General features: G+C 69.0%; 11 protein-coding genes. 4 read left to right on the top strand and 7 right to left on the bottom strand.

All coding sequences use genetic code 11. The annotated features are described in order from the left end of the window. Positions 1 to 5 precede the first annotated feature (5 nt). Positions 6 to 2,519 carry a hypothetical protein gene (locus OG439_RS20320; protein WP_326950940.1) on the top strand — a complete coding sequence of 838 codons (2,514 nt, stop codon included), beginning with the start codon at positions 6 to 8 and terminating at the stop codon, positions 2,517 to 2,519. 8 nt (positions 2,520 to 2,527) lie between these two features. Here the strand turns inward: OG439_RS20320 and OG439_RS20325 are convergent, their stop codons facing one another. The 3 genes from OG439_RS20325 to OG439_RS20335 form a co-directional block, all read right to left on the bottom strand. Then, the gene (locus tag OG439_RS20325; RefSeq protein ID WP_326950941.1) at positions 2,528 to 4,789 is read right to left on the bottom strand and encodes an ATP-binding protein; all 2,262 of its coding nucleotides are present in this window, start codon (positions 4,787 to 4,789) and stop codon (positions 2,528 to 2,530) included. A gap of 356 nt (positions 4,790 to 5,145) precedes the next feature. Further along, a complete protein-coding gene (locus OG439_RS20330) occupies positions 5,146 to 6,870 on the bottom strand; it encodes a CATRA conflict system CASPASE/TPR repeat-associated protein (RefSeq protein WP_326950942.1) in 1,725 nt (574 codons plus the stop codon). Continuing rightward, positions 6,854 to 7,240, bottom strand: coding sequence for a CATRA system-associated protein (locus OG439_RS20335; protein ID WP_326950943.1), 387 nt, complete (start codon positions 7,238 to 7,240; stop codon positions 6,854 to 6,856). Before OG439_RS20335 ends, OG439_RS20330 begins: the two co-directional genes overlap by 17 nt. A gap of 207 nt (positions 7,241 to 7,447) precedes the next feature. On the opposite strand from OG439_RS20335, the gene OG439_RS20340 reads away from it, so the two are divergent. Together OG439_RS20340 and OG439_RS20345 are read left to right on the top strand one after the other, a co-directional pair. Further along, positions 7,448 to 9,577 (top strand): hypothetical protein, encoded by a 2,130-nt coding sequence (locus OG439_RS20340; RefSeq protein WP_326950944.1) that lies wholly within the window; start codon positions 7,448 to 7,450, stop codon positions 9,575 to 9,577. A gap of 31 nt (positions 9,578 to 9,608) precedes the next feature. Next, positions 9,609 to 12,752 (top strand): CHAT domain-containing protein, encoded by a 3,144-nt coding sequence (locus OG439_RS20345; protein ID WP_326950945.1) that lies wholly within the window; start codon positions 9,609 to 9,611, stop codon positions 12,750 to 12,752. 122 nt (positions 12,753 to 12,874) lie between these two features. On the opposite strand, the gene OG439_RS50410 is transcribed toward OG439_RS20345, so the two are convergent. From OG439_RS50410 to OG439_RS20360, 4 genes are read right to left on the bottom strand one after another with little or no spacing between them, the layout of a single operon-like run. Beyond that, positions 12,875 to 13,171 carry a CHAT domain-containing protein gene (locus OG439_RS50410; protein ID WP_442792315.1) on the bottom strand — a complete coding sequence of 99 codons (297 nt, stop codon included), beginning with the start codon at positions 13,169 to 13,171 and terminating at the stop codon, positions 12,875 to 12,877. Further along, positions 13,108 to 14,670, bottom strand: coding sequence for a CHAT domain-containing protein (locus OG439_RS20350; protein ID WP_326950946.1), 1,563 nt, complete (start codon positions 14,668 to 14,670; stop codon positions 13,108 to 13,110). Before OG439_RS20350 ends, OG439_RS50410 begins: the two co-directional genes overlap by 64 nt. Before the next feature lies 1 nt (position 14,671). Further along, entirely contained in the window at positions 14,672 to 15,157 is a 486-nt protein-coding gene (locus tag OG439_RS20355; RefSeq protein WP_326950947.1) for a hypothetical protein, read from the bottom strand. Beyond that, a complete protein-coding gene (locus tag OG439_RS20360; protein ID WP_326950948.1) occupies positions 15,118 to 15,828 on the bottom strand; it encodes a hypothetical protein in 711 nt (236 codons plus the stop codon). The genes OG439_RS20355 and OG439_RS20360 overlap by 40 nt, the downstream gene beginning before the upstream one ends. 548 nt (positions 15,829 to 16,376) lie before the next feature. Here OG439_RS20360 and OG439_RS20365 point away from each other — a divergent pair. Continuing rightward, positions 16,377 to 19,916: a CHAT domain-containing protein gene (locus OG439_RS20365; RefSeq protein WP_326950949.1), complete on the top strand. Its 3,540-nt coding sequence runs from the start codon at positions 16,377 to 16,379 to the stop codon at positions 19,914 to 19,916. Positions 19,917 to 19,931: the final 15 nt, after the last annotated feature.

The following is a 19,931-nucleotide window of genomic DNA, read 5'->3' on the forward strand; positions in this document are numbered from 1 at the left end:
GTCCCGTGGAACGGCTGCTGGACTTTCTCGCCGATCCGGCGAGGGTACTGGTAGGTAACGAGTACCAGACGGCGGCAACGCTGGCTGCACAGGAGGATTTCGCCACGCTGGCGGAGTACTACGAGCGGCTCTCGACGAGGGCGTCACGTGCCGCGGACTTCCGACAGGCACAGCGTCTCCTGTTCGCCGAGCGAAGTGTCGCGCGACAGATCGGTGATCACCGCCGTTTTGCGGAAGCGACCCATCACCTCGCACAACGTCATCGCCTCCAAGCCTGCTTTCTCGTGGCAGAGGTGTGGTACCGAACGTTGCTCCGCGACGAGGTCGACGAAACCACGGCGTTGGCACACGCCCGCGCGTGGCGCGAGCTCGCCGCCATACGCGAGGTCTCCGCCTCCTACGCGGAGGGACACGAGTACTGCGAACGCGCACTGGCCGTGTGTGACCGGTTCTCGCAGTTGACCGAGTTGCGCGGAGCTCGCGTTCGTACGCTTCTGCAACGATCGATGCTGTACCGGGTGCAAGGCAACCTGGACGACGCGGTGGCGACGGTGCGCGAGGCGCGCCGGTTCGCCGAGACCAACTCGACCGACCCCTTCACTGAAGGCCTCGTTGCCTTGCGGGAGGGCGGTCTCGAAATCGTGTTGGGTCGAGGTGCCCCGGCCCTGGAGTCCTACCGGAGGGCCGAGAAGCACTTCACCGGAATAAGTCCCACCAACGTCGACATTGTGCGGATTCGTCAGATCACGTGCCTGCGAGCGGTAGGAGAGCTGACGCAGGCACTCGAGCAGGCAGACCGGTTGGAAGCCGGGTTCCGCACGAAGCAGGACGACTACCGGCTGGGGCAGGTGCTCCTGGAGAAGGCCGAGGTGCTGAACGAGCTGGGTGACCAGCCGGCGGTTGCGGCCACGCTGGAGGCTGCACGTCGGCTGTACGAGAACCGGACTACGCTCGAAGCGTTGCGGTGGCACCGGCACGTGGCGCGGAACCTGATCACCACGACGAAGGACCCGCTGGCGGCAGCCCAGCACCTCGCCGCTGTGCTCGAAGTCGCTTCCGCCCCAGAACGCGCCGACCTGACCCGCACGATGCTGGCCCTGTCCGACCTGCTCCGGCTGTCCGGCGACGTCCCCCTCCAGCCGCGGCTCTGGCTGACCGCGAGCCGTGCCGCGCTGCTGGCCGCAGACTGGCAGCGTGCATCCCTGGACGAGCCCGCGACCCGCTGGTCGATGCACGCGCAACGGGAAGAGATCTACGCGGCCGGCGTACTCCTGCACGCGAGGATCGGCGACGCCGAGGCAGTCGCCCAGATCGCCGAGACGGGACGCGCGGACGTCCTGAACCAGATCCTCTCCGGCAAGACCGGCCTCGGCACCCTCGACGAGCTGCGCGTCGTCCCGGCCCCTGCGGATCCCTCGATACTGAGCAAGGTGTTCGAGGTCGGCGCCATCGCCGCCACCACCCTGCGGACCGGTCACTTGGCCGCCCCGGTGCCCGACCTTCCCCTCCCCGGGCATCTCCCGCCGGAAACGGAACTCGCCGGGCACGCTGATGTGGTGGTACTCGCCCAGGTGGGCACCGACACCACCGGCTGGTGGTCGGCGTGCACGGTGTGGACCAGGGAGACCGGCTGGCAGACCCGGTTCGAGGTCGCCTCCCTGGCCGTCGGGAAACTGCTGGCCGCGCTGTCGCGGGGAGACGAACTACCGCAGCGTGGTGTCACCCGAGCGACGTGGGAAAGCCTGGGGACCTTTCTGTTCTCCCACGAGGAGATCTGGTCCGGCACCAGGGACCGTCCCCGCTCGGTTCTGGTCTGTCCGGACCCGCGGCTTTGGCAGGTACCGCTCGGCGCACTTCTCCGGGACGGGGTGCACCTCGCCGATGTGGCCGAAGTCGCGCTCACCCCGAGTCTGCGCACAGCGGGGTTGATGAGTAACAGGAGCCGTACGCGGCCGGGCCGGTCGCCTGGCCCGGCAGTCAGCATCCTCGACCCGCGACTGCCCGGTCACGACCTCGAGCACGAGGCGCTGAACACCTGGCCGAACGGCCACGTCCAGCTCCCGGACCTCGACGCACTCGGGACGGCCTCGTTGTTGTACGTCAACGGATACGGTGACACCGCAGGCGAGACGGCCTCCCTCGGCCACACGAACATCACGCTGGAACGCCTGGCCAACCTGGTGCTGCCCCCAGTGGTCGTGCTCACCGGCTGCTGGAGTGGAACCGCAGCAAGCCGCTACGGCACGGACCCGCTGAGCCTGGCGGTGGGAGCGGTGCTGGGAGAGGCGGACACGGTGATCGCCGGCACCGGGGTCATCGGCGGAATCGGCTCGGCGCTGGTGGTACAGCACCTGCTCCCACTGCTCGGTTCGGGTGTTCCGGTGTGTCGCGCGCTCCGGTCGGCACAGTTGCGTGTGCGGGACGAGCACCCCGAGCTCGGACCGTCCGACTGGGCGGGACTCTGCGTGATGGGTGTCGACGCCCGCTGGACCGGGGAGATCTTCACCAGAGACGCCTGACCAGGCCGTTACCGGCCACTCTCGGCACGGAACGCACCGAGCTCCGCCCGCAGCTCACTCGCCAGCGGCGATCCGATCTCGTCCAAGGCGTCCACGGCGTCCTGGAAGAACGCGTCTGCGGCCGCGTGATCGCCGGTGGCCCGGGCGACCTTGCCCAAGCCGTCCAGGGCCAACGCCTCCTCGAACCGGCTGCCGCAGCTGCTGCTTGCCTCGATGGCCGACCTGTGCGACTGCTCGGCCTCGCCGTACCTGCCGAGGCGCAGCAGTACCTGGCCAAGGGCGTTGTGCGCGCGAGCGATGTCCATGACCATCCCCCGGCCCAGCTGCCGGCAGAGCGTGAGCGACTCCGTGAGGTGCCGTTCCGCATCGGCGAAGTACCCCAGCTCCAATTCGATCCACCCGAGCGAGCGGATCGTGATGGCGACATTGCGCACCAACCCCACCTTCCGGTAGAAGGCGAGCGCCTTCGTCGTCAACCGAAGCGCTTGGTCGAACTCACCGCGACGGCGGTGGGCCACCGCCTGCTGGGCGAGTGTGTTGCTGGCCCCGTACTCGTCGCCCACCTCGTGGAACAGCCGGTTGGCACTCTCGTACTGCACCAGGGCGGCTTCGTCGTCACCACGTTCGTGCAGTGCGACTCCCAGGTAGCTCCGAGTGACGGCTTCCCCCTTCCGGTCACCGGATCGAATCGCCCCTGCCAGCGCGAGCCGGTGAGTTTCGATCCACTCGTGGGTCCGCTTGGTGAGGAAGAAGAACCCGCGGAAGAAGCACGCCAGCAGCCATCTCGCGGTGTCCAGCCGCGGATCGTCCAGCCTGCACAACGCGACGGCGTTGGCGGTCTCGGTGTGGAACCACGTGAAGGCACCCTCGTAGTCGTCGAACGGCGCCGGTACCGGCGCGGCTCCGGACAGCTGGATCCGGTACCGGTGCGGCTCCAGAAGTTCGTCCGCGTACCTGGCGGTGTGCACGAAGTAGTCGAGCATCCGCTGACGGGCGTCGTGGGTGTCGCCGTCGTCGTTCGCCAGCTCCGCTGCGTAAAGCCGGATGAGATCGTGCATTTCAAACCGCCCCTCGACCTCCCGGGCGAGGTGCACGCGCACGAGCGCCCGCAGGTGCCTGACCGCGGTAAGGGGTGACAGGGCGGACAGCGCTGCGATGGTGTTCGCGTCGAACGTCCGTCCCGGGAAGAAGCCGACTGCCCGGAACACCGCAGCAACATCGACGGGGAGCTGGCGGTACGACCACGAGAACACGCCACGCGGCGCCGACCGTGGGTCGGGTCCGTCGAGTTCCTCCAAGCGGTCGTGTTCGTCGACCAGTTCTTCCGCGAGAGACGTGAGAGATGCCGCCGTGCGTACGCGTGCATTCTCCGCTACCACCCTCAATGCGAGCGGGAGCCGTCCGCACAGGTCCACGAGCCGCTCGGCCGCCGTCGTTTCCTCGCCCACACGGGGACCGACCAGCTCGTGCAAGAGACGTACGGACTCCTCAGTGGTCAGCAAGTCCAATCCGACTACCGTCGCGTCGTGGTGAATGACCAGGCCTGACAACATTTCCCGGCTGGTGATCAATACCGGGCACAGCGGCGTCCCCGGCAGCAAAGGGCGCACCTGCTCCTCGTCCCGGGCGTTGTCCAACAGAACCAGCACCCGCCTGCCCGCGAGTGCCGACCGCAACGCCGACGAGCGGCTGGCCACGTCGTCCGGCATGGCAGAGGTGTCCAGGCCCAGCTGGTTCAGCCAGTTGGTGAGCACCTCCTCGGGTGACGCCGGTTCGTCCGGCCCCCAGCCCCGCAGGTCCTGGTACAGGACGCCGCCGTCGAACTCACCGACGTGCCGCCAGGCCCAGGTGACCGCGAGCGCCGTCTTGCCGATGCCCGGCTCCCCGGTCACCACCACCATCGGCACCGTGCCGCTGCCCAAGCCGAGCAACAACTTGTCCAGACGGGCGAGCTCGCCACCCCGGGCAGTGAACGCGCCCACTCCGGGCGGGAGAAGCTGCGGTACCTGGCTGCCGCGGTCGGGCGAGAAGCCGGGCGGGCCTCCCGGTGTGGTCCGACGGGCACGTACGCCGGCCTCGACGCACGCGGCCTCGTAGAGCTGATCCCAATTCCGGACGCCGGTGGCGACGACCGGGATCTTCATCAAGACCACGCGCATGACCGGCCAGGTGGTGGCCGGGTTCGGCAATGCTCGGCCCTTCTGCGCGTCATCCCACGTCGACTTCCCGATACCGCTCGCCGCCTCGGCTGCGCGGACCCCGCCGAGCACGCCTACAGCCCTTGCCAGTCCCTCGCTCAGCCGAACTTGGTTCGGCCCTGGCCTTTTCGGCACTTCGGCCTGCCTCTCCTGTCATCGGGCACAGGTACTCCAGAATAGGCCGATTTCGCCCGGGCCCCGAGTGCGTGGATCGAGATGAGGGAGGTCGGTGCGCACCTTCCGGACCAGTGTCCGACAACGCGGCAGAGCCGCTCCTAGTCGACACCCGATACGCCGGCTCCTGACTGCGCGCGACGACGAATTCTCTTGGCGCGCCGGTCCCAGTCTGCCAAGAGCAACAGAGCCGACGGCGCCGTGGCGCGGTCTTCGCGGCATCGGCCGAGTCGGCCGTGGTCTGGCTCGGCCGATCACCGCAGCTCGCGAGGTCTCCTGGTGAAGGCGGCGAGATCGGCGAACCGTGCGGGGTCTTTCCAGCTCCTGTCGCTTTCGTCGACCGGGCAGCCCGCTGTTTTCAGCCGAGACACCACCCTGGCGATGGCGGGACCAGATCCGTCGAACCGGACGACGTGCAGGCCACTCAGGTCGCTGATGGGCCGTAGGGAGCCCATTTCGATGATGATCGTACGGTCCGGATAGGCCATCAACGCCATGCCGAGTTCGACGAGCACATTCGGTCGCGCCTGACTCCCCACTGCGGTCTCGAAGTCCGGATCCTGCTCTCTTGCCAGGTCGGGGTGCAGGACAACGGTGTCGTCCGGGGTTACCAGCACGACGATCGCCTGGGCGATCTCGGGCGCACGCCGAACCACGTCGACGGTGTTGGGAGACGTACCGCCGGTGGCGGTGACGAGCAGTTCGAAGTCCTGCGGCCGCAGGTCGAGAGCCTGGAAGAACGAGAAAAAGGTTTTCCGCACTTGGTTGTCGCGCCCGTGGATGACGAACACCTTGCGCGAGGGGTCTTCCGGCGCCGGCTCGGCGACCACGGCCCTGGTGCCGTCCGTCGCACGTGACGCTCGATCGAGTTCGTCGGCGACGACTCGGCGTGTATGCATCACGCGGGTCAGCCGGTTGCGGTGTTGTGCCAACTCGGCCATCACCTCGCCCCTCAGCCAGGTGGCGAGCGAACGGTCGTTCGGGAGCACCGAGCCCGGATCTCCCCAGGTATCCTCCATCCGGCGTACGCCCGCGTCAGTCTCGTCGACGACGCGCTGCAGGCGCTCGATGAGCGTGCCGAGATGGAGTTCGTTCTCCTGCAGTCGATCCAGGTGCGAACGCAGGAGCGCCGAGCGCGCACCGGACTCCTGTTTCCCGCCGAACGTCGCGCTGATCTCGGCGACGAGCCGGTCGAGGTCCGTCAGCCGCGGTGCCGCCTGCCAGCTCTCGAGCACCCGTGCGTGGTGGCGGACGACTGCGGCCTCGAGGAGGTACTCGGCCAGCGGCGGCAGCAGCGCGCCCGGCTTCAGCCACACCCATTCGCTCAGCTCCCGGTCTCCCGCCGGGGACGCCACGACCACCAGTTCCCGCGCACGGGGATCCCTGCGGCGAACGTCCCACACGCCCAGGCCACTGGCCGTTGTGCTGCCCGCATGCCACCATTCAAGATCGCGGGTTTCGTCGTGGGGCAGCAAGTCCCCCAGCGACCGCCCGAGCTGCTCGGTGGCCTTCGCCGACGGGTTCCGCTTCGTCTGGGTCCGGGCCAACAACAAGACAGTCTCATCGAGCAACGCGTCCGTTCCGCCAGCCGTCGCTCGTGACCACAGCAGGGCGAAATCGGCCCAGCCGAGCCGGGCGCCGTTCCCCCGGCGACGCAGGACACCGGTCCGCTCCGGCCGCGGTTGAACCATCATCACGGACAGGGCGAGCACACCACCACCCACGCGACGCAGGACGCACTGCCGGTCGGGATTGCCGGCGCGCTGCCGGGCGGCAAGGTAGTCGCCGGGCCGCAACTCCCCTTTGTTCTCCGGCAGGTGATCCGGCACCCCGAGACCGTCGATCGGGACCGACATGCCGAGTTGGTCGCCGCACGCCGTCCACAGGGCACGCAACTGCTCGTATGCGCGGTCGGCTCGAGGTCCGCCTTCGAACGCGAAGAGGTGCGCGACGAACTCCTGGTCAACGACTGGTGGCATTGCTCGCGTCATCCTCGTCACGCCGGTCGTCGCCCAGTCCGCGGATCTCCGAACCGATTCCCTGGCCGAGGTCGTGGACGACGCGGTCGGCGAGGTTCCGCAACTTCGACGTCGCCTGCACCGTCTGCTCACCCCCAATGGGCGTGATGCGCAGGGGCGCCGCCAGCTCCAGATCGCCGAGGGTCGCCTCCAGCTTCGCCAAGTCTCCCTGCCTGGCGGCGTCGTGCAGCGCCTGCACCAGCTTCTCGACGCCTTCCCAACGCGCCGCCGGAAGTCGCCACTGCACAGTGTCGGACAGGATGTCCAGCACGTCGGATCGGAGATCCGCCGGCACTCCGGCCGACTGTCGCGCAGGCATGTCACTGCTCATGGATGCCACCTTAAGCACCTTGCACGCCGATCGTGACCGCAGGTGCCGGTTACTGCGCGGTATTGCATGAAGAGGATGCCGCGCATTCCGAATGAAGGCATCGAAGTGTCCAGTTTTTGTCACTAGCGCGGTTCGGCATCTCGGGTACTATCCGCGGGTCGACTCGCTACACCCCGCAGGAATCGAAGTGGCACGAAGCAACAACTGGTGGGCGGATTGAGCTGGAAATGGCAGACGATCCCCCTTGGCGAAACCGCAGCCTACGCGTGCCAACTGGCGGCGGAAGAGTTGCGCCCGCACGAGACACTTTCGACTGGCCGCGTTCTTCTCGCGCTTTCTCGCATGGACATCTACGGCAACTGGGACCGAATACGGCGCCGGACCGGAAACTCACTGCCAGAGGTCTCAGACCTGGCGGCGGACGTGGATCATGCCCATCAGGCGACCACCTGGCACGGTGTCCGGTTATCCGGCGACCTCACGCGGTCGTTGTCCCTCGCCGCCGCGATCGCCACCGAACACGGCATGACCCCGATACCTGCCGGGCTGCTGGCTTTCGCTCTGCTGGCTGACGAGGACGCCGGTGCGGCGCGCACTTTGCTCGCCGGTGGAGAGATCAGTCATGATGAGCTGCTCGCACTCGTCGAGCATGAGCTGCGTTGGAGCGAGGGCGAGATCGGTCTCGAAAAGCCAGTGCACGACACGGAATGGGTCGAGCGAGCCGAGCGACTGTCCGGGATGCGCCGGCCGGATGACCTGGACCTGCTCGCGGTACTGGTTGACAGCGGCGCCATAGGCCGCGCCGACAATGATCGACTTCTCGCGCAGGCGCATGCGGAAGTCGTGGCCGAGGCACGGCTGTTCGGGACCCGGCCCGCGACCTCGGTCGTCGAGTCCGCGCGGGAGGAGTTCGGCGTAATGGCTCCGAATGCGCACCAGGTGATCTTCGCCCTAGCCGATCGCCCCTCGCCCGCACTCACGGCCGTGGTGGGACTCGCCGGCGTGACCCCCCGGCAGCTGGCGGCGGGGGCCATGACCGAACTCGACGAGAACACTCGTCCCCGGGTACGCAATGACGTCCACATCTGGTCGATCGCCGGCTTGACCCTTATGGCGGCCGCGGCAGTGTTGATCCTGCGACACGCGATTTCGGCCAGTGCCTGGTGGGAGCTCGCTTTCCTGCTCGCCGTCTTTCTCGGCCCACCGGCCGTCACAGCGTGGTTTCCCGCTGTCTGTGCGATGGGGCTCGCCGTGTTCGACCCCGTCGCCGCCACCGTGCTGGCCGCCGACGCTCTCGTGAGCTGGCTCTGTGAACGGGCCGAACGCGGCGTACTGACCGCCCGAACGGGTGTGCGGCTGACGCTCGCGGAACATCGCGCGTTCGTCGCGCGCCGCAAGTACACCGCGACCACCCGCGCCCCGCTTCGATGCCCACCTGGCACCACTGCGTGCCGCGCGGCTGCGGAGCAGGGCCAGGACGGCCGCGAGGGCGCAGGCATGACGGCGCGGTACCTGCCGGGGAAGCGGTTGTGGGCCTGGTCGGCGTTGTCGGCCACGTTCGTCGCTGTCGGCGCCGCCGTACACGCGGGAGTGGTCGGCAACTGGTTCTGGCTGGCGGTTTCCATCGTCGTGCTGATCGGAACGCTGGGCTCGACGATGCTCACGGTCGCCGGTGCGATCGGCGCGCTGGTGGTCGGCGCTTGGCCGGCCGTAGTCGCCGCCGGGCTGGCGGTGGGGACCCAGCTCGCTATCCGCGTCCGGCTGCGGTTCCCCCTGGTCGCCCCACTGACCGAGCAGGCCCTGGCCGCGGCTGTTGCCGGCGTGCCACCCGCGCTTGCGCGATACCTGGAGGTGGCGGGAAGCGGCCGGGTGGATACCGTGACCTTGGTGACGGCCGCCCTCCGAGACGAGCCATCCCGGTGGCCCGCCGATGCCAGCCCGTTGTCCCACGTGGACGGAAGCGAGGGTGGCCTGGTCGACAGCACGGCGTGGACGGTGATCGCGGCGGAGGCTGCTCTCGTGGTCGCGCAGCGACCGGACCGGGCGACGCCGGTGGACGTTCACCTGCTCGCCGCGATCGGGGCATTGCTGCCGTACTCCCACGCCCAAGTCGCACTGGGGAGGAAGCGAGCCGGCGGGAACGCCATGGTGACGCTGGCGGGCCTGACGACCGAGCAGATGTCGCGGATGCTGCTGGAAGCAGGCAAGCAGCCCGGTGGGGAGCTGTTGATCGCACGAATGGAACTGGCCGTACGGGCCGGCTCCCGAAATGACGAGCTGCTCGCGGACCAGGAGTGGCGACGCATCGGCGCGCCGATGCGCGAAGCGGGGCGCTGAAATGGCCGAAACACGAACCGAACCTCGGACAATGCGCGAGGCCCTCCGCAGGCAACGGCAGACGTGGCCGATGCCGGCCAGGGCGTTCTGGCTGTATCTCAAGCCGTTCACAACGATCGTCGCGCTCGTCGGCTGCGTGCTGGGCGGCGTGGCCGGCGCTGGGTTCCTGCTCGCGTCGGGTGCCTTCCTCCTCGTGGTTTTGGTGAGACCGGTTCGGTGGCAGTGGCTCGGAGTCGTCGTGGCCGTGCCTGCCTATCTGGTGTCGCCGCTGGCCGGCGTTGCCGTACTGGCCCGCGCCGCTGTCGGCTTCACCGCCATCCAGCTTGCCGGACGGACCCGGCGACGTGGGCTGTTGACGGTGCGGCGCGGCCGTCGTGCGCTCTTCGGCGACCTCCGGCCCTATCACGCCGAGCGAGCCCTTCAGCGAGAGCTCGCTTCCCCTGATCTTTCTCTGGAGCTGCTGGACCGGGTATTCGAGACGTGGCTCGCCGCCTGGGCGACGGCGGACGTGCGGAAACTATTCGTGACCACCCGGATTCTGGCGCGTGGCCTGCTGCTGTGGGAGTGGCCGTATCCGACCGCCGGGCCGAATGTCGAGGTCCGCATGCTGCGCATGGTGTTCGCCGAAGGCGTGCTCGGAGTTCTGGTCAGGCTCGGTGCCACCGGCGTCACCCTGGTGGCCCTGGCACTGCTCGGGCTCGTGAACCCGGGCGAGCTCTTCGGGTGGACGGTGCCGGCCTGGGTCGCGCTGCTGCCGCCCGCGTTGCTGACGTGGTCGGTCTCACGACGAGACAACACGCCGGCTGTCACCGGGCCGGTCCTGCTGAGCGTGGTGTCCTTTCTGTTGTACAGGTGGGCAGCACTACCGCTGTTCGCCATCGCGGTCCTGTTCGGCCTGATGGCGCCGCGCGCGGCGAACCCGCTGGAGAACCGGCTGCTCGGCATGCCCGTGTCAGCGCCCAAGCTGCCCTGGGGTACCGGCAAGCCTCGGACTCGAGAGCTTTGGAAAGCGGCACGCCGGGCCATGAACGAAGGTCGGCACCATGTCGCCAGGCGGCTGTGGTCGAACCTCGCGACCGAGCAGCGAGTGAGTACGTCCGCGCGTGCGGCGGCGTATGCCGCCAGCGCTTACGTCGACCTGAACGCCGGTTCGCTCCAGGCTGCGGTGGACCACGTGCGCAAGGCGCGGAGTCTTGTCACCCGAACGGACCCGGTGGCCGGAATCGTCTACGGCACCGCCGGCCGGGTGTTGCTCGCCGCGGGTGATACCGCGAAGGCGAAGGAGTTGCTCAACCTTCCTGTTGTGCTCCGTTACCGCGACCCGCTGGTGGCGACGGCGCGTGCCCAGGCACTGGCGCTGGAACCTGGCAAGGCGGATGCCGCGCTGACCGAGCTCACCAGGGCGGTCGGCGGCCTCCTCCGGGGCGGGAACATGCAACAGTTGCTCGACTCCGAGGTAGCGGTCGTGTCCGTGCTGGACGGCCGCGCAGACTTCGCGACCCTGGAGCAGCGCCTGCTCGAGCTGCTGCAGTTCGACCTCGACGGTTACGATCAGGTCGACCGGGAACGCAAGCTCCAGATCGCGATCGCGATGGCGCGGATCCGCATGCTGCTCGGGCGGATGGAACTACGGCACGGCAAACCGTCGACAGCTTCGTCGTACCTGCGGCAGGCCGTGAACACACTCGTCCGGCCCGAGGACGGGTTCGACCAAGCGATCGCCCGGATCCTGCTCGGCGCGGCACTCAACGGCAGCAGGGCCGACCGAGGCCTTGCCGACCTCACCGAGGGTGTACGGCAGCTGGAAGCCACGCGCGGCCAGCTCGCCGCCGGCGTGCACCGCAACCAGCTGATCAATCGCCACGCGGAGATCTACGGCGTGGCACTGGACGCGATGACGAGATTGCACGTCCATGATTCGGACGCCGGCTTGCTGGCCGTCGAGCTGGCCGAATCGTTGCGGCGCGGCTCGCTCGCGAAGATGCTGCGGGAGCGCAACCCCGGCCTGTCGGACCAGCTGCGCGCCACGGTCGAGGCGATCACCGTTCTCGAGGAGCGCGTGTCGGCCGAACCAGCGACGGCTCGGCTGGATCACTATCACGAACAGCTGACCCAGGCGGTGTCCGCCCAGTTCGCGGAGGCGTACCTGCCCGAACCGGTCGACCTCGACCGGCTCCGCGCCGCCACCAGCAGCGCCCACTGCCTCATCTACCAGTTGCAGGAGTTCGGCGGCACACGCATCCGCGGGCACGTCATCTGGTCGAAGCCGGACGGGAATCCGTCGATTCACCCGATCGACCTGTCCGATCCGTCGTTGCTGGCGGCGCTGTGGGCCACGGGCACCGGTGAGCGCCAGACGGTGATGGGGAGTCGCCTGACGAACGCGGAGGTCGACCGGTGGCGCACATTGTGCGCCGGACTTCTGCCGCCGGCCCTGCGGACGTTGCTGGCGGGCCTCGCCCGGCCGGTGAGCCTCGTGGTCGTTCCGCAGGGCCGGCTCGCGGCGTTCCCGTGGGCGGCGCTCCGCCTCGACGACGGCCGGGCGTTGGTGGAGGCGGCGGTGATCCAGTTGACGCCGTCTCTCGCGCTAATGGCCCCCGAACTGACATGGCCGCCGACCGGCTCTGGAGCCACACTCGTCAGCTATCTCGACCCTGAGCTGGCCACCGGGGAAGAACACGCGTCACTCACCGCGCTCGGGCATTTGGCCGTTGCCGGGGAACCCGAGATGGCACGGGCCATGCGGTCCGGCTCGGTCGGCGGTGTCTACATCGCCGCGCACGGCGACGACGTCGGTATGGCGCAGCACGTCGTCTTCGACGGCAAACCCGCCATCTCTGCGGGTTCAGCGCTCACATTGCCTTGGCCACCTTGGGTGATCTTCGCGTCGTGCGTCGTGGCACAGGTGCCCGTCGAGCTCGGCATGGATCCGCTCGGGCTGCCCGTCAGCTGTCTGCTCGGCGGAGCCCAAGCGGTTGTCGGCGGGATCATCGAGGTGCACAGCGTGAGCGGCGGACGGCACTGCGCGGAGCTCGTTCAGCAGGTGGCGAGCGGCGTGCATCCCGCCGTGGCCCTGCGAGCCGCGCAGCTGGCCGAGCTGCACCGCTGGGGGAAGCCCAGCCCGGCTCGGTGGGCCGGATTCGCGTGCCTCAGCCGGGTCGGCGTGCCGGGGTGAATGTTTGTTCACGCGCCGGCCGCGGCGACGGCGAGATCGACATGCTGCAAATGGTCGCGCATCTCCTCGGCTTGGATTTCGTCGAAGCCGCCGCAGCCTCGAAACCGAGGCTGCGGCGGAGCTCACGGGCCGAAGTGGACGAATGGCGCCCAGATCGCCGGCCGGTCGGGATACGCAGCCCTCTCGCCCCGCAGGACCTGCCACACGGCCACCGCGGCGCGGGCGGCGTCCGGTGTCTTCGCGTCGCCGACGACGTGACGGTAGAAAGTCCGGACCGCCGCACGCGCCCGCCGGTCGTTGACCGGCCATTGCGTGGCAACTACGTGCCGAAACCCGGCGGTCTGGAACGCCCCGGTCAGGTGGGCTGCCTCGTCTCGGAGCTCGACGTCGCCGAACGCCGTATCGCAGGCCGAAAGCACCGCGATTCTGCACGGTCCAGGGCGACCATGGCGATGTCGGTGGCCGGTAGCGGCCCGTCCCAGCAGTGCAGGACGGGACCGCCGTCCTGCCAGCTCCGCTGTTCGGCGTGCCCGGCGAAATGGAACCAAGACGCCGTCGGCAACTCGGCCAGCACGGCAGCGCATGTCGCGGCTTCTTCCCGCAACACCGTGGAGTCTTCCAGGATGGGCGCCACGACGGCAGTTTCGGCCCCTGCGCTGGGCAGCAGAGCACTTCCTTCCGCGGACGACGCCACACCGACCACCAACGGCCGGGAAGGCTCGGTTGTGGCCGGCTCTCGGCCGCTCAAGAGCGTCCGCAGGGTGGCGATGTAAGACAGGATGCAACGCTCGAACACCGTCTCGCCGCTGGGCAGCAACGCAGCGTGCAGCGGCATGATCGAGAGCACGCCGGTTGGGCACCACCACACCCGCGGAAGCGGCTGCCCCTGACTCCGCCACGGCGCCACCTTGCCCAGCAGCGGCGCCACGACATGAGGGCCGAGCCATGTGAGCACCGAAGTCAACTGCGTCTGCGGGGCCAGCGGGTCGTGCGCCGCCGAGTCGAGCGCGATGTCGAGCCGCCCGGCCTGTTCGTTGACGGTCTCCGGGGTCACGTCCGGCAGCGGCACCACGCTCACCCCGGACTTCGTCAGCACCATCGCGTCACAGCGCAGTTCGCTGATGTTGACCACCACGACGGGACCGCTTTCGGCAGCCGCCCGGAGACGGTCGAACGGCGTAGGCATGAGGAAGTCTTCGAACCCGTCGAGACTCCTGGCTTCGGCCACCAGCGCATCCCACCGCTGCGCAAGCGCGCGTCGATCGATCAGGCCGTCCGCCCCTCCCCGGCCGGTCGCCGCGTCGAGCCTCCGGCGGACCGTTTCCAGTTCGGCCGCCAGCTCGGGGTGCCGCTCGCGCAGCAGTGCGGGCCCTCGGCGGTAGTCGAAGGCCTGGCGCAGCAGCACGCCCCGGCCTTCCTCGAGCAGTTCCAGCGCCAGGTCCGGCTCATCCAGCGCGATCGCCGCGGCCGCTGCGTCGGACGCCATTCCGGCCGACAGCGACAGCAGGTACTCGCGGTCGCCTCGTTCTAGACCGTGCCAGGCGGTCAGCGGCAGGAGCTGGATCGCGGCCTGGTAGGCAACCACGGCTGCGTCGTAGCGGCCGCCCCGGGCCTCCCCAGCGGCCCAGCCGACGGTCGCCCGCAAGCGATCGGCGACGGGAGCGGTGGCGATCGCCGCGGCCTCGCGGTGCAATGCGGTGGCGCGGTCCGCGAGAGTGTCCTCCGCCGTGGCCTCGAAGAGCTGCATCAGCATGTCAGCGGAGCTGAGCAGGTAGGAAGCCCGGGTCGGATCGTCGTCCGCACAGGCGCTCGCTCCGGCTTCGCAGGCTTCCGCCGCGCGCCGCAGATCGTCCACGTCGGCGCTCAGTTCGTGCCGGAACTGGCACGTGAGGGCGACCAGGCCGTGCCGACGGGCCATATCACCGCGCTCCTCGGCACGGACCTGACTCCCCGGCTTCGGCGGCCTGGATCGCGGAATCGAAGTCGTCGGCGTCCCGTGTTCGCAGGAATCGCGCGAACATCGTGCAGGCCAGCTCATAGCTGATTTCGGTGTGCAATTCGCTCCCCGGCGTCGCCGCGGCCAAAGCCTGACGCTGGACGTCGACGGCATCGCGGCCAACCGCCTCGTCTTCTGTCCGCAGGTACAGCGAGGTCAATGAATCGGCCAGCGTGGACAGCAGCGCGGCCCCGGAGCCGGGGATGGCGTCGGCCAGTGCGGCCGCGCGACGCTCCAGGCTGATCGCCTGGCGGAGGTCGGGGAGCGCGTCGGTGTCGAGGTAACGGTTGTGCAGGGCCGTCGCCGTGGCCGTGAGAATCGCGATCTGTTGAACGGGACCCGCCGTACCGACCGCGCTCAGACCGGTCATCACGGCCTCGTCGATCCGGGCGAGCTCGCCGTTCGCCATGTAGATGCTTGTAAGAACGTCGACCAGCTGCGCAACGTACACCGGGCGGTCGGCGTCACCCGGTGGTCTCGCGTCCACCGCACGCCGGGCGAGCTCGAGGACTTCGCCGGCGATGCGGGGGGGTCGGCCGCCCATTCCCGTTGCCGGCGCAGCGTCAGGATCAGGGTCGCCAGGTAAACGGAATACGCGGGGTCGGCCGGATCCACGGCCTCGACGATGAACCGCAACAGCAGGGCGGCGCAGTGCAGCGAGGCGTCGTCGCCTTGCTCGTCGAACGACGTGAGTGCCTGTTCGGCAAGCGCGCTCCAGAGCGGCACCCCGTCGCGTTTGCCGACGTGCCGGGCGGCCATCCCGGCGATTTCGGCCAGCGCCGAGTCGGGAATGGCGCCGCGGTGCCGGCGCAGCAATAGCAGGAAGTACGCCAACGCTCGACCGCGTTCGACAACCGCGCCGGCCGTGTCGACATGGTCCGCCCGCAGCCAATGCAGCAGCCCGGCCGCGTGGGCGTCGCGGTAGTTCGGCGGTCGGTCCCGGGACCGGGACGTGACCGTACGCGCGACCTCGACGGCGTCCGGCACCGTCTGTGCGTCGGCGAGCATCGCCGGATCGGAGGACTTCAAGTAGGCGGCCACCTTGGAGTGCAGCCGCTCACCGGCCGGGCTCAGGGGCACCGCCGGAGGTTCGTGTCGCCGCCGCCACCGCATCGGTCCCCCGTTTCCGCCGCCCCGGACCCGTCGTCCATCCTCACCCGCCGCCACCGAGACCGCCAGCCGGATTCGGGGTCTCTTCAGGCTCCTCGGGTATCGTCGGCCACTGGTGACCGGACGACAGCGAAGCCGGGGCTGTGGATGACCACCTCGCAGCCGGACCCGATGAACCACGACGACCGGGGAGGCGCAGCCACAAGACGCGGTCCGACGCGCGGCCGCGGGCAGAACGGGATGGGCTTGACCGGCTTGACCTCCGAAGCTGCGCACTCTGCCGGCGGACCTGCAGCACGACCTCGGCGTCGACCTCATGACCCGCTACCTGCGCCACGACAGGGCCGCCGACCTGCGCACCGGATCAACTCAACGGAACTTCACCGTTCGCACTCCTCGCCTCTCGCCTGGCCTCCCGGACGCTGCATGACCTGCACCGACCACGAGCCCGCGGGGAATTGCTCTCGGCGCGATCGAAAGCGACTCGGCCGCTAACCTTCTGGCGGAGGTTTGGTCGCATGGTGGAAGAGTCAGGCCCGGCCAGTCCGCGATCGCGGGCGATCGCCGCGCTCCGCGACGCGCTGGCGGCGCTCGATGCCGACACGCCCAGCCGGGTGCTGGACGGCGACATCACTGTCCTCGCCGAGTCCGTGGCTGCGCTCCCCGATCTGGCCCATGACCTGGAAGTGCGATCGGTGCTCGGTTCGTGGCGCTGGGCGCGATTCCTTGCCAGGCCCCCGGAGGAGGACGCCGAGCTCGGAGCAGCTCTCGAATTGTGGGCGCCGGTCGCCGAGAACTCGCCGGTAGCCGTGCCGTCCGAGGTGCTCCCTCTACTGGAGGCATACGCAGTGGAGCAAGTAAGCAGGCACGCGCTCGGACTCGCCGCCACCTACGAAGTCAGCGATGACCCAGCCGTGCTCGACGAGGCCATCGACCTGTTCCGCGAGGTTGTACGCGACACTCCGGAGGGTTATGCCGATCGTGGGAGATACCTTGCGAACCTGGGAATCGCGCTGCGCAGCCGGTTCGAGGCGACCAGCGACCTCGGGGTGCTCGACGACGCAGTCGGCGCCTTGCGCGAGGCGGCGCAGGCCGTGCCCGTCGAAGACACCCAGTTGCCGCTGGTGCTCGACGGCTTGGGCGGAGTGCTGCTCGACCGGTTCGGGCGGTCCGGTGACGTCGCCGACGTCCAGGCGGCTGTCGCGGCGGCGGAGCATGCGGCCGGGCTCGTGCCGGAAAGCAACCTGGTTTTTGCCGTGTACCTATCCCACCTCGGTGACGCGCTGAGGCTGTCCTTCGAGTACACCGGAGACACAGTCGCACTCGACCGGTCGATCGAGGTGTGCCGGCGCGCGGTGTCCTACGCCGGCGAAGCCGACCTGAGCAGCTGCCTCTCCCACCTGGGCAGCGCTCTCGAGGTCGAGTTCTGCCTGTCCGGGGACGGGGAACGGCTGGTCGAGGCGGTCGAATGCTTCCGCCGTGCCGTCGACGACGCCGCCATCGACGATGCCTCGTTCGCCTCCTACCTGACGAATCTCGGCGCGGCCTTGCAGAGATCGTTCCAGCACACCGGCGAACCAGCCGCGCTGGACGAAGCGACAACCGTTCTTCGCAACGCGTTGGAAATGGCTGTGGACGACGATCCCGACCTCGGCGACTACTTGTCGAACCTCGGCGGTGCGCTCCTGGACGGATTCGAAAAGACGGGTGACGACACCTACCTGAACGACGCCATCGGACTGCTGTACCGTGCGGTGGACGCCACCCCTTCCGGCAGTCCCTACCTTGCCCGGCGACTGTCGAACCTGTCCTCCGTCCTGTTGGCCGGCTTCGAAGACGACGGGGACACCGTTCTCCTCGAGGGAGCGGTCAGCGCGGGCCGCCGGGCCGTGGCGGCCGCACTCGCTGGGGACAGCAGCCTCGGGGCATACCTGTCGAGCTTGGGCAATGCACTCCGGATCCTGTTCCTGCGCACCGAGGGCCTGGGGCCGCTCGACGAGGCAATCGAAACCTTCCGCCGCGCCGTGGAAGTCACGCCGGCCGGGCACACCGAGCTCGGCATGTACCTGACCAATCTTGGCATCACGCTGCGGCTCAAAGCGTCGCGAAGCCGGGACCCCAGCCTCTTGGCCGAGGCGGAAGACGTGCTACGCCGGTCGGCGGAGGCCGCCGGCGACGACGATCCCTTCGCCGGGAGGTACCTGGCCAATCTCGCCAACGCGCTGCGAGGCAGGTTCGATCGGGCGGGCGATCTCGCTTGCCTGCAGGAGGCCATCGAGTTGTACTGTGAGGCCCTGCGCCGGACTCCAGCCGAGGACGCCGTCATCAGCGGTCACCTGTTCAATCTCGGGTGCGCCCTGCAGAGCAGGTTCGGCATCACCAGCGATCGCGAAGACATCGAACTGGCCGGCAAGCTGCTCGAGGAAGCGTGGTCCGCGGAAACATCGCCGACGGAGCTACGCATCGCCGCCGCGCACCGTGCCGCGGATGCCGCTCTGGCCGCAGGGGACGCCGGGCACGCCGTGACCATGGCCGAACGCGCGATCGCCCTTCTCGCCCTGTTCGCACCGCGCGAGCTCCCCCGAAACGACCGAAGCCACCGGATCACCGGCATGACGGGGATCGCGGCGACCGCAGCCACCGCCGCCGTCGCCGCCGGCCGCCCTGAGCGTGCGGTCGAACTGCTCGAGCAAAGCCGGGGTCTGCTGTTCTCCGAAACGCTCGACACCCGCGGCGACCTCACACTCATCCGCCGTCAGGCACCTGGCTTGGCCGCCGAATTCTCCCGCCTGCGCGAGGAACTGGACACTATGGACCACGCCATCGGCGCGAACGCCCCGGCGGCCCGGCACGATGTCCTGAGCCGGTGGAAGGACCTGCTCGCGCGGATCCGGGGCACACCGAAGTTGACGGGTTTTCTCGAGCCGCCCTCGATCCGGGGTCTCCGCCATGCCGCGAGTGAAGGCCCGGTGGTCTACCTGGTAGTCCACGAGCACCTCTCCTTCGCCTTGGTGCTGAGCGATTCGCCCCATGATTGTGTGGACGTGATCGCGCTTCCCGAGATGACCGAGGACGCGGTGTACAACTATGCCGAGCTGTTCCGTGAAGCCATCCGGACGACCTCGGACGAGGAAGGCGCGGCGGAAGAACAGAAAGCCGCCGGGCAGCAGGCACAACAGGTGTTCGCCTGGACCTGGGACGTCGTGACCCGGCCGGTGCTCGACCACCTCGGTCACACCGCACCGCCACCGCCAGGGGCGAACTGGCCGCATATCCGGTGGTGCCCGGTCGGCATCGCCACTTACCTGCCGCTGCATGCAGCGGGACGCCACCCCGAAACCCGGGCCGAAGTCGAACACAGCGTCAACACCGTCTTGGACCGGGTCGTTTCCTCCTACACGCCGACTGCCCGGGCGCTCCTGCACACCTCGTCCGTCGGTCCGGCCGGCCCGCACGACGTGCTCGTCGTGGCGGCCGCCGGCGCTCCGGAATCCGCGGCGCTGCCGGGCGTCGCCAAGGAGGTCGAACTGCTCCGCAGCCTGATGCCCACGGCGACCGTGCTGCCCGGCGCCGGCGGCGTGGTCACCCGTATGGCAGTGCTGGACGCACTTCCCGCGCACGCCATCGCCCACTTCGCCTGCCACGGGGTCAGCGACTGGCGCGATCCCACGGCGAGCCACCTCGAACTGGACGACCGCGGGCAGCAGTTGACGGTCTCCCAGATCAGCGCACTGAACCTGACCGGTGCCCGGATGGCCTACCTTTCCGCGTGTAGCACCGCGGACACGAATCCCCGGCACGTCGACGAGGCTACGCACCTCACGTCGGCGTTCACCCTCGCCGGTTACCGCACGGTCATCGGCACCCTCTGGCCGGTCGGCGATCTCACCGCGCGTGCCGTCGCACGGGACACCTACGGTTTCCTGACGCGTGACGGCACGACAGACCCCGATTCTTCGCTCGCCGCGCTCGCCCTCCACCACGCGGTCCGCCGCTACCGAGAATTCCGGCCCGCCCACGTGCTCCGGTGGGCCGCGCACGTGCATACAGGCCGTTGATCACGGAGACCGGAT

The sequence above is a fragment of the Amycolatopsis sp. NBC_01307 genome (assembly GCF_035975215.1).
Lineage (GTDB): Bacteria > Actinomycetota > Actinomycetes > Mycobacteriales > Pseudonocardiaceae > Amycolatopsis.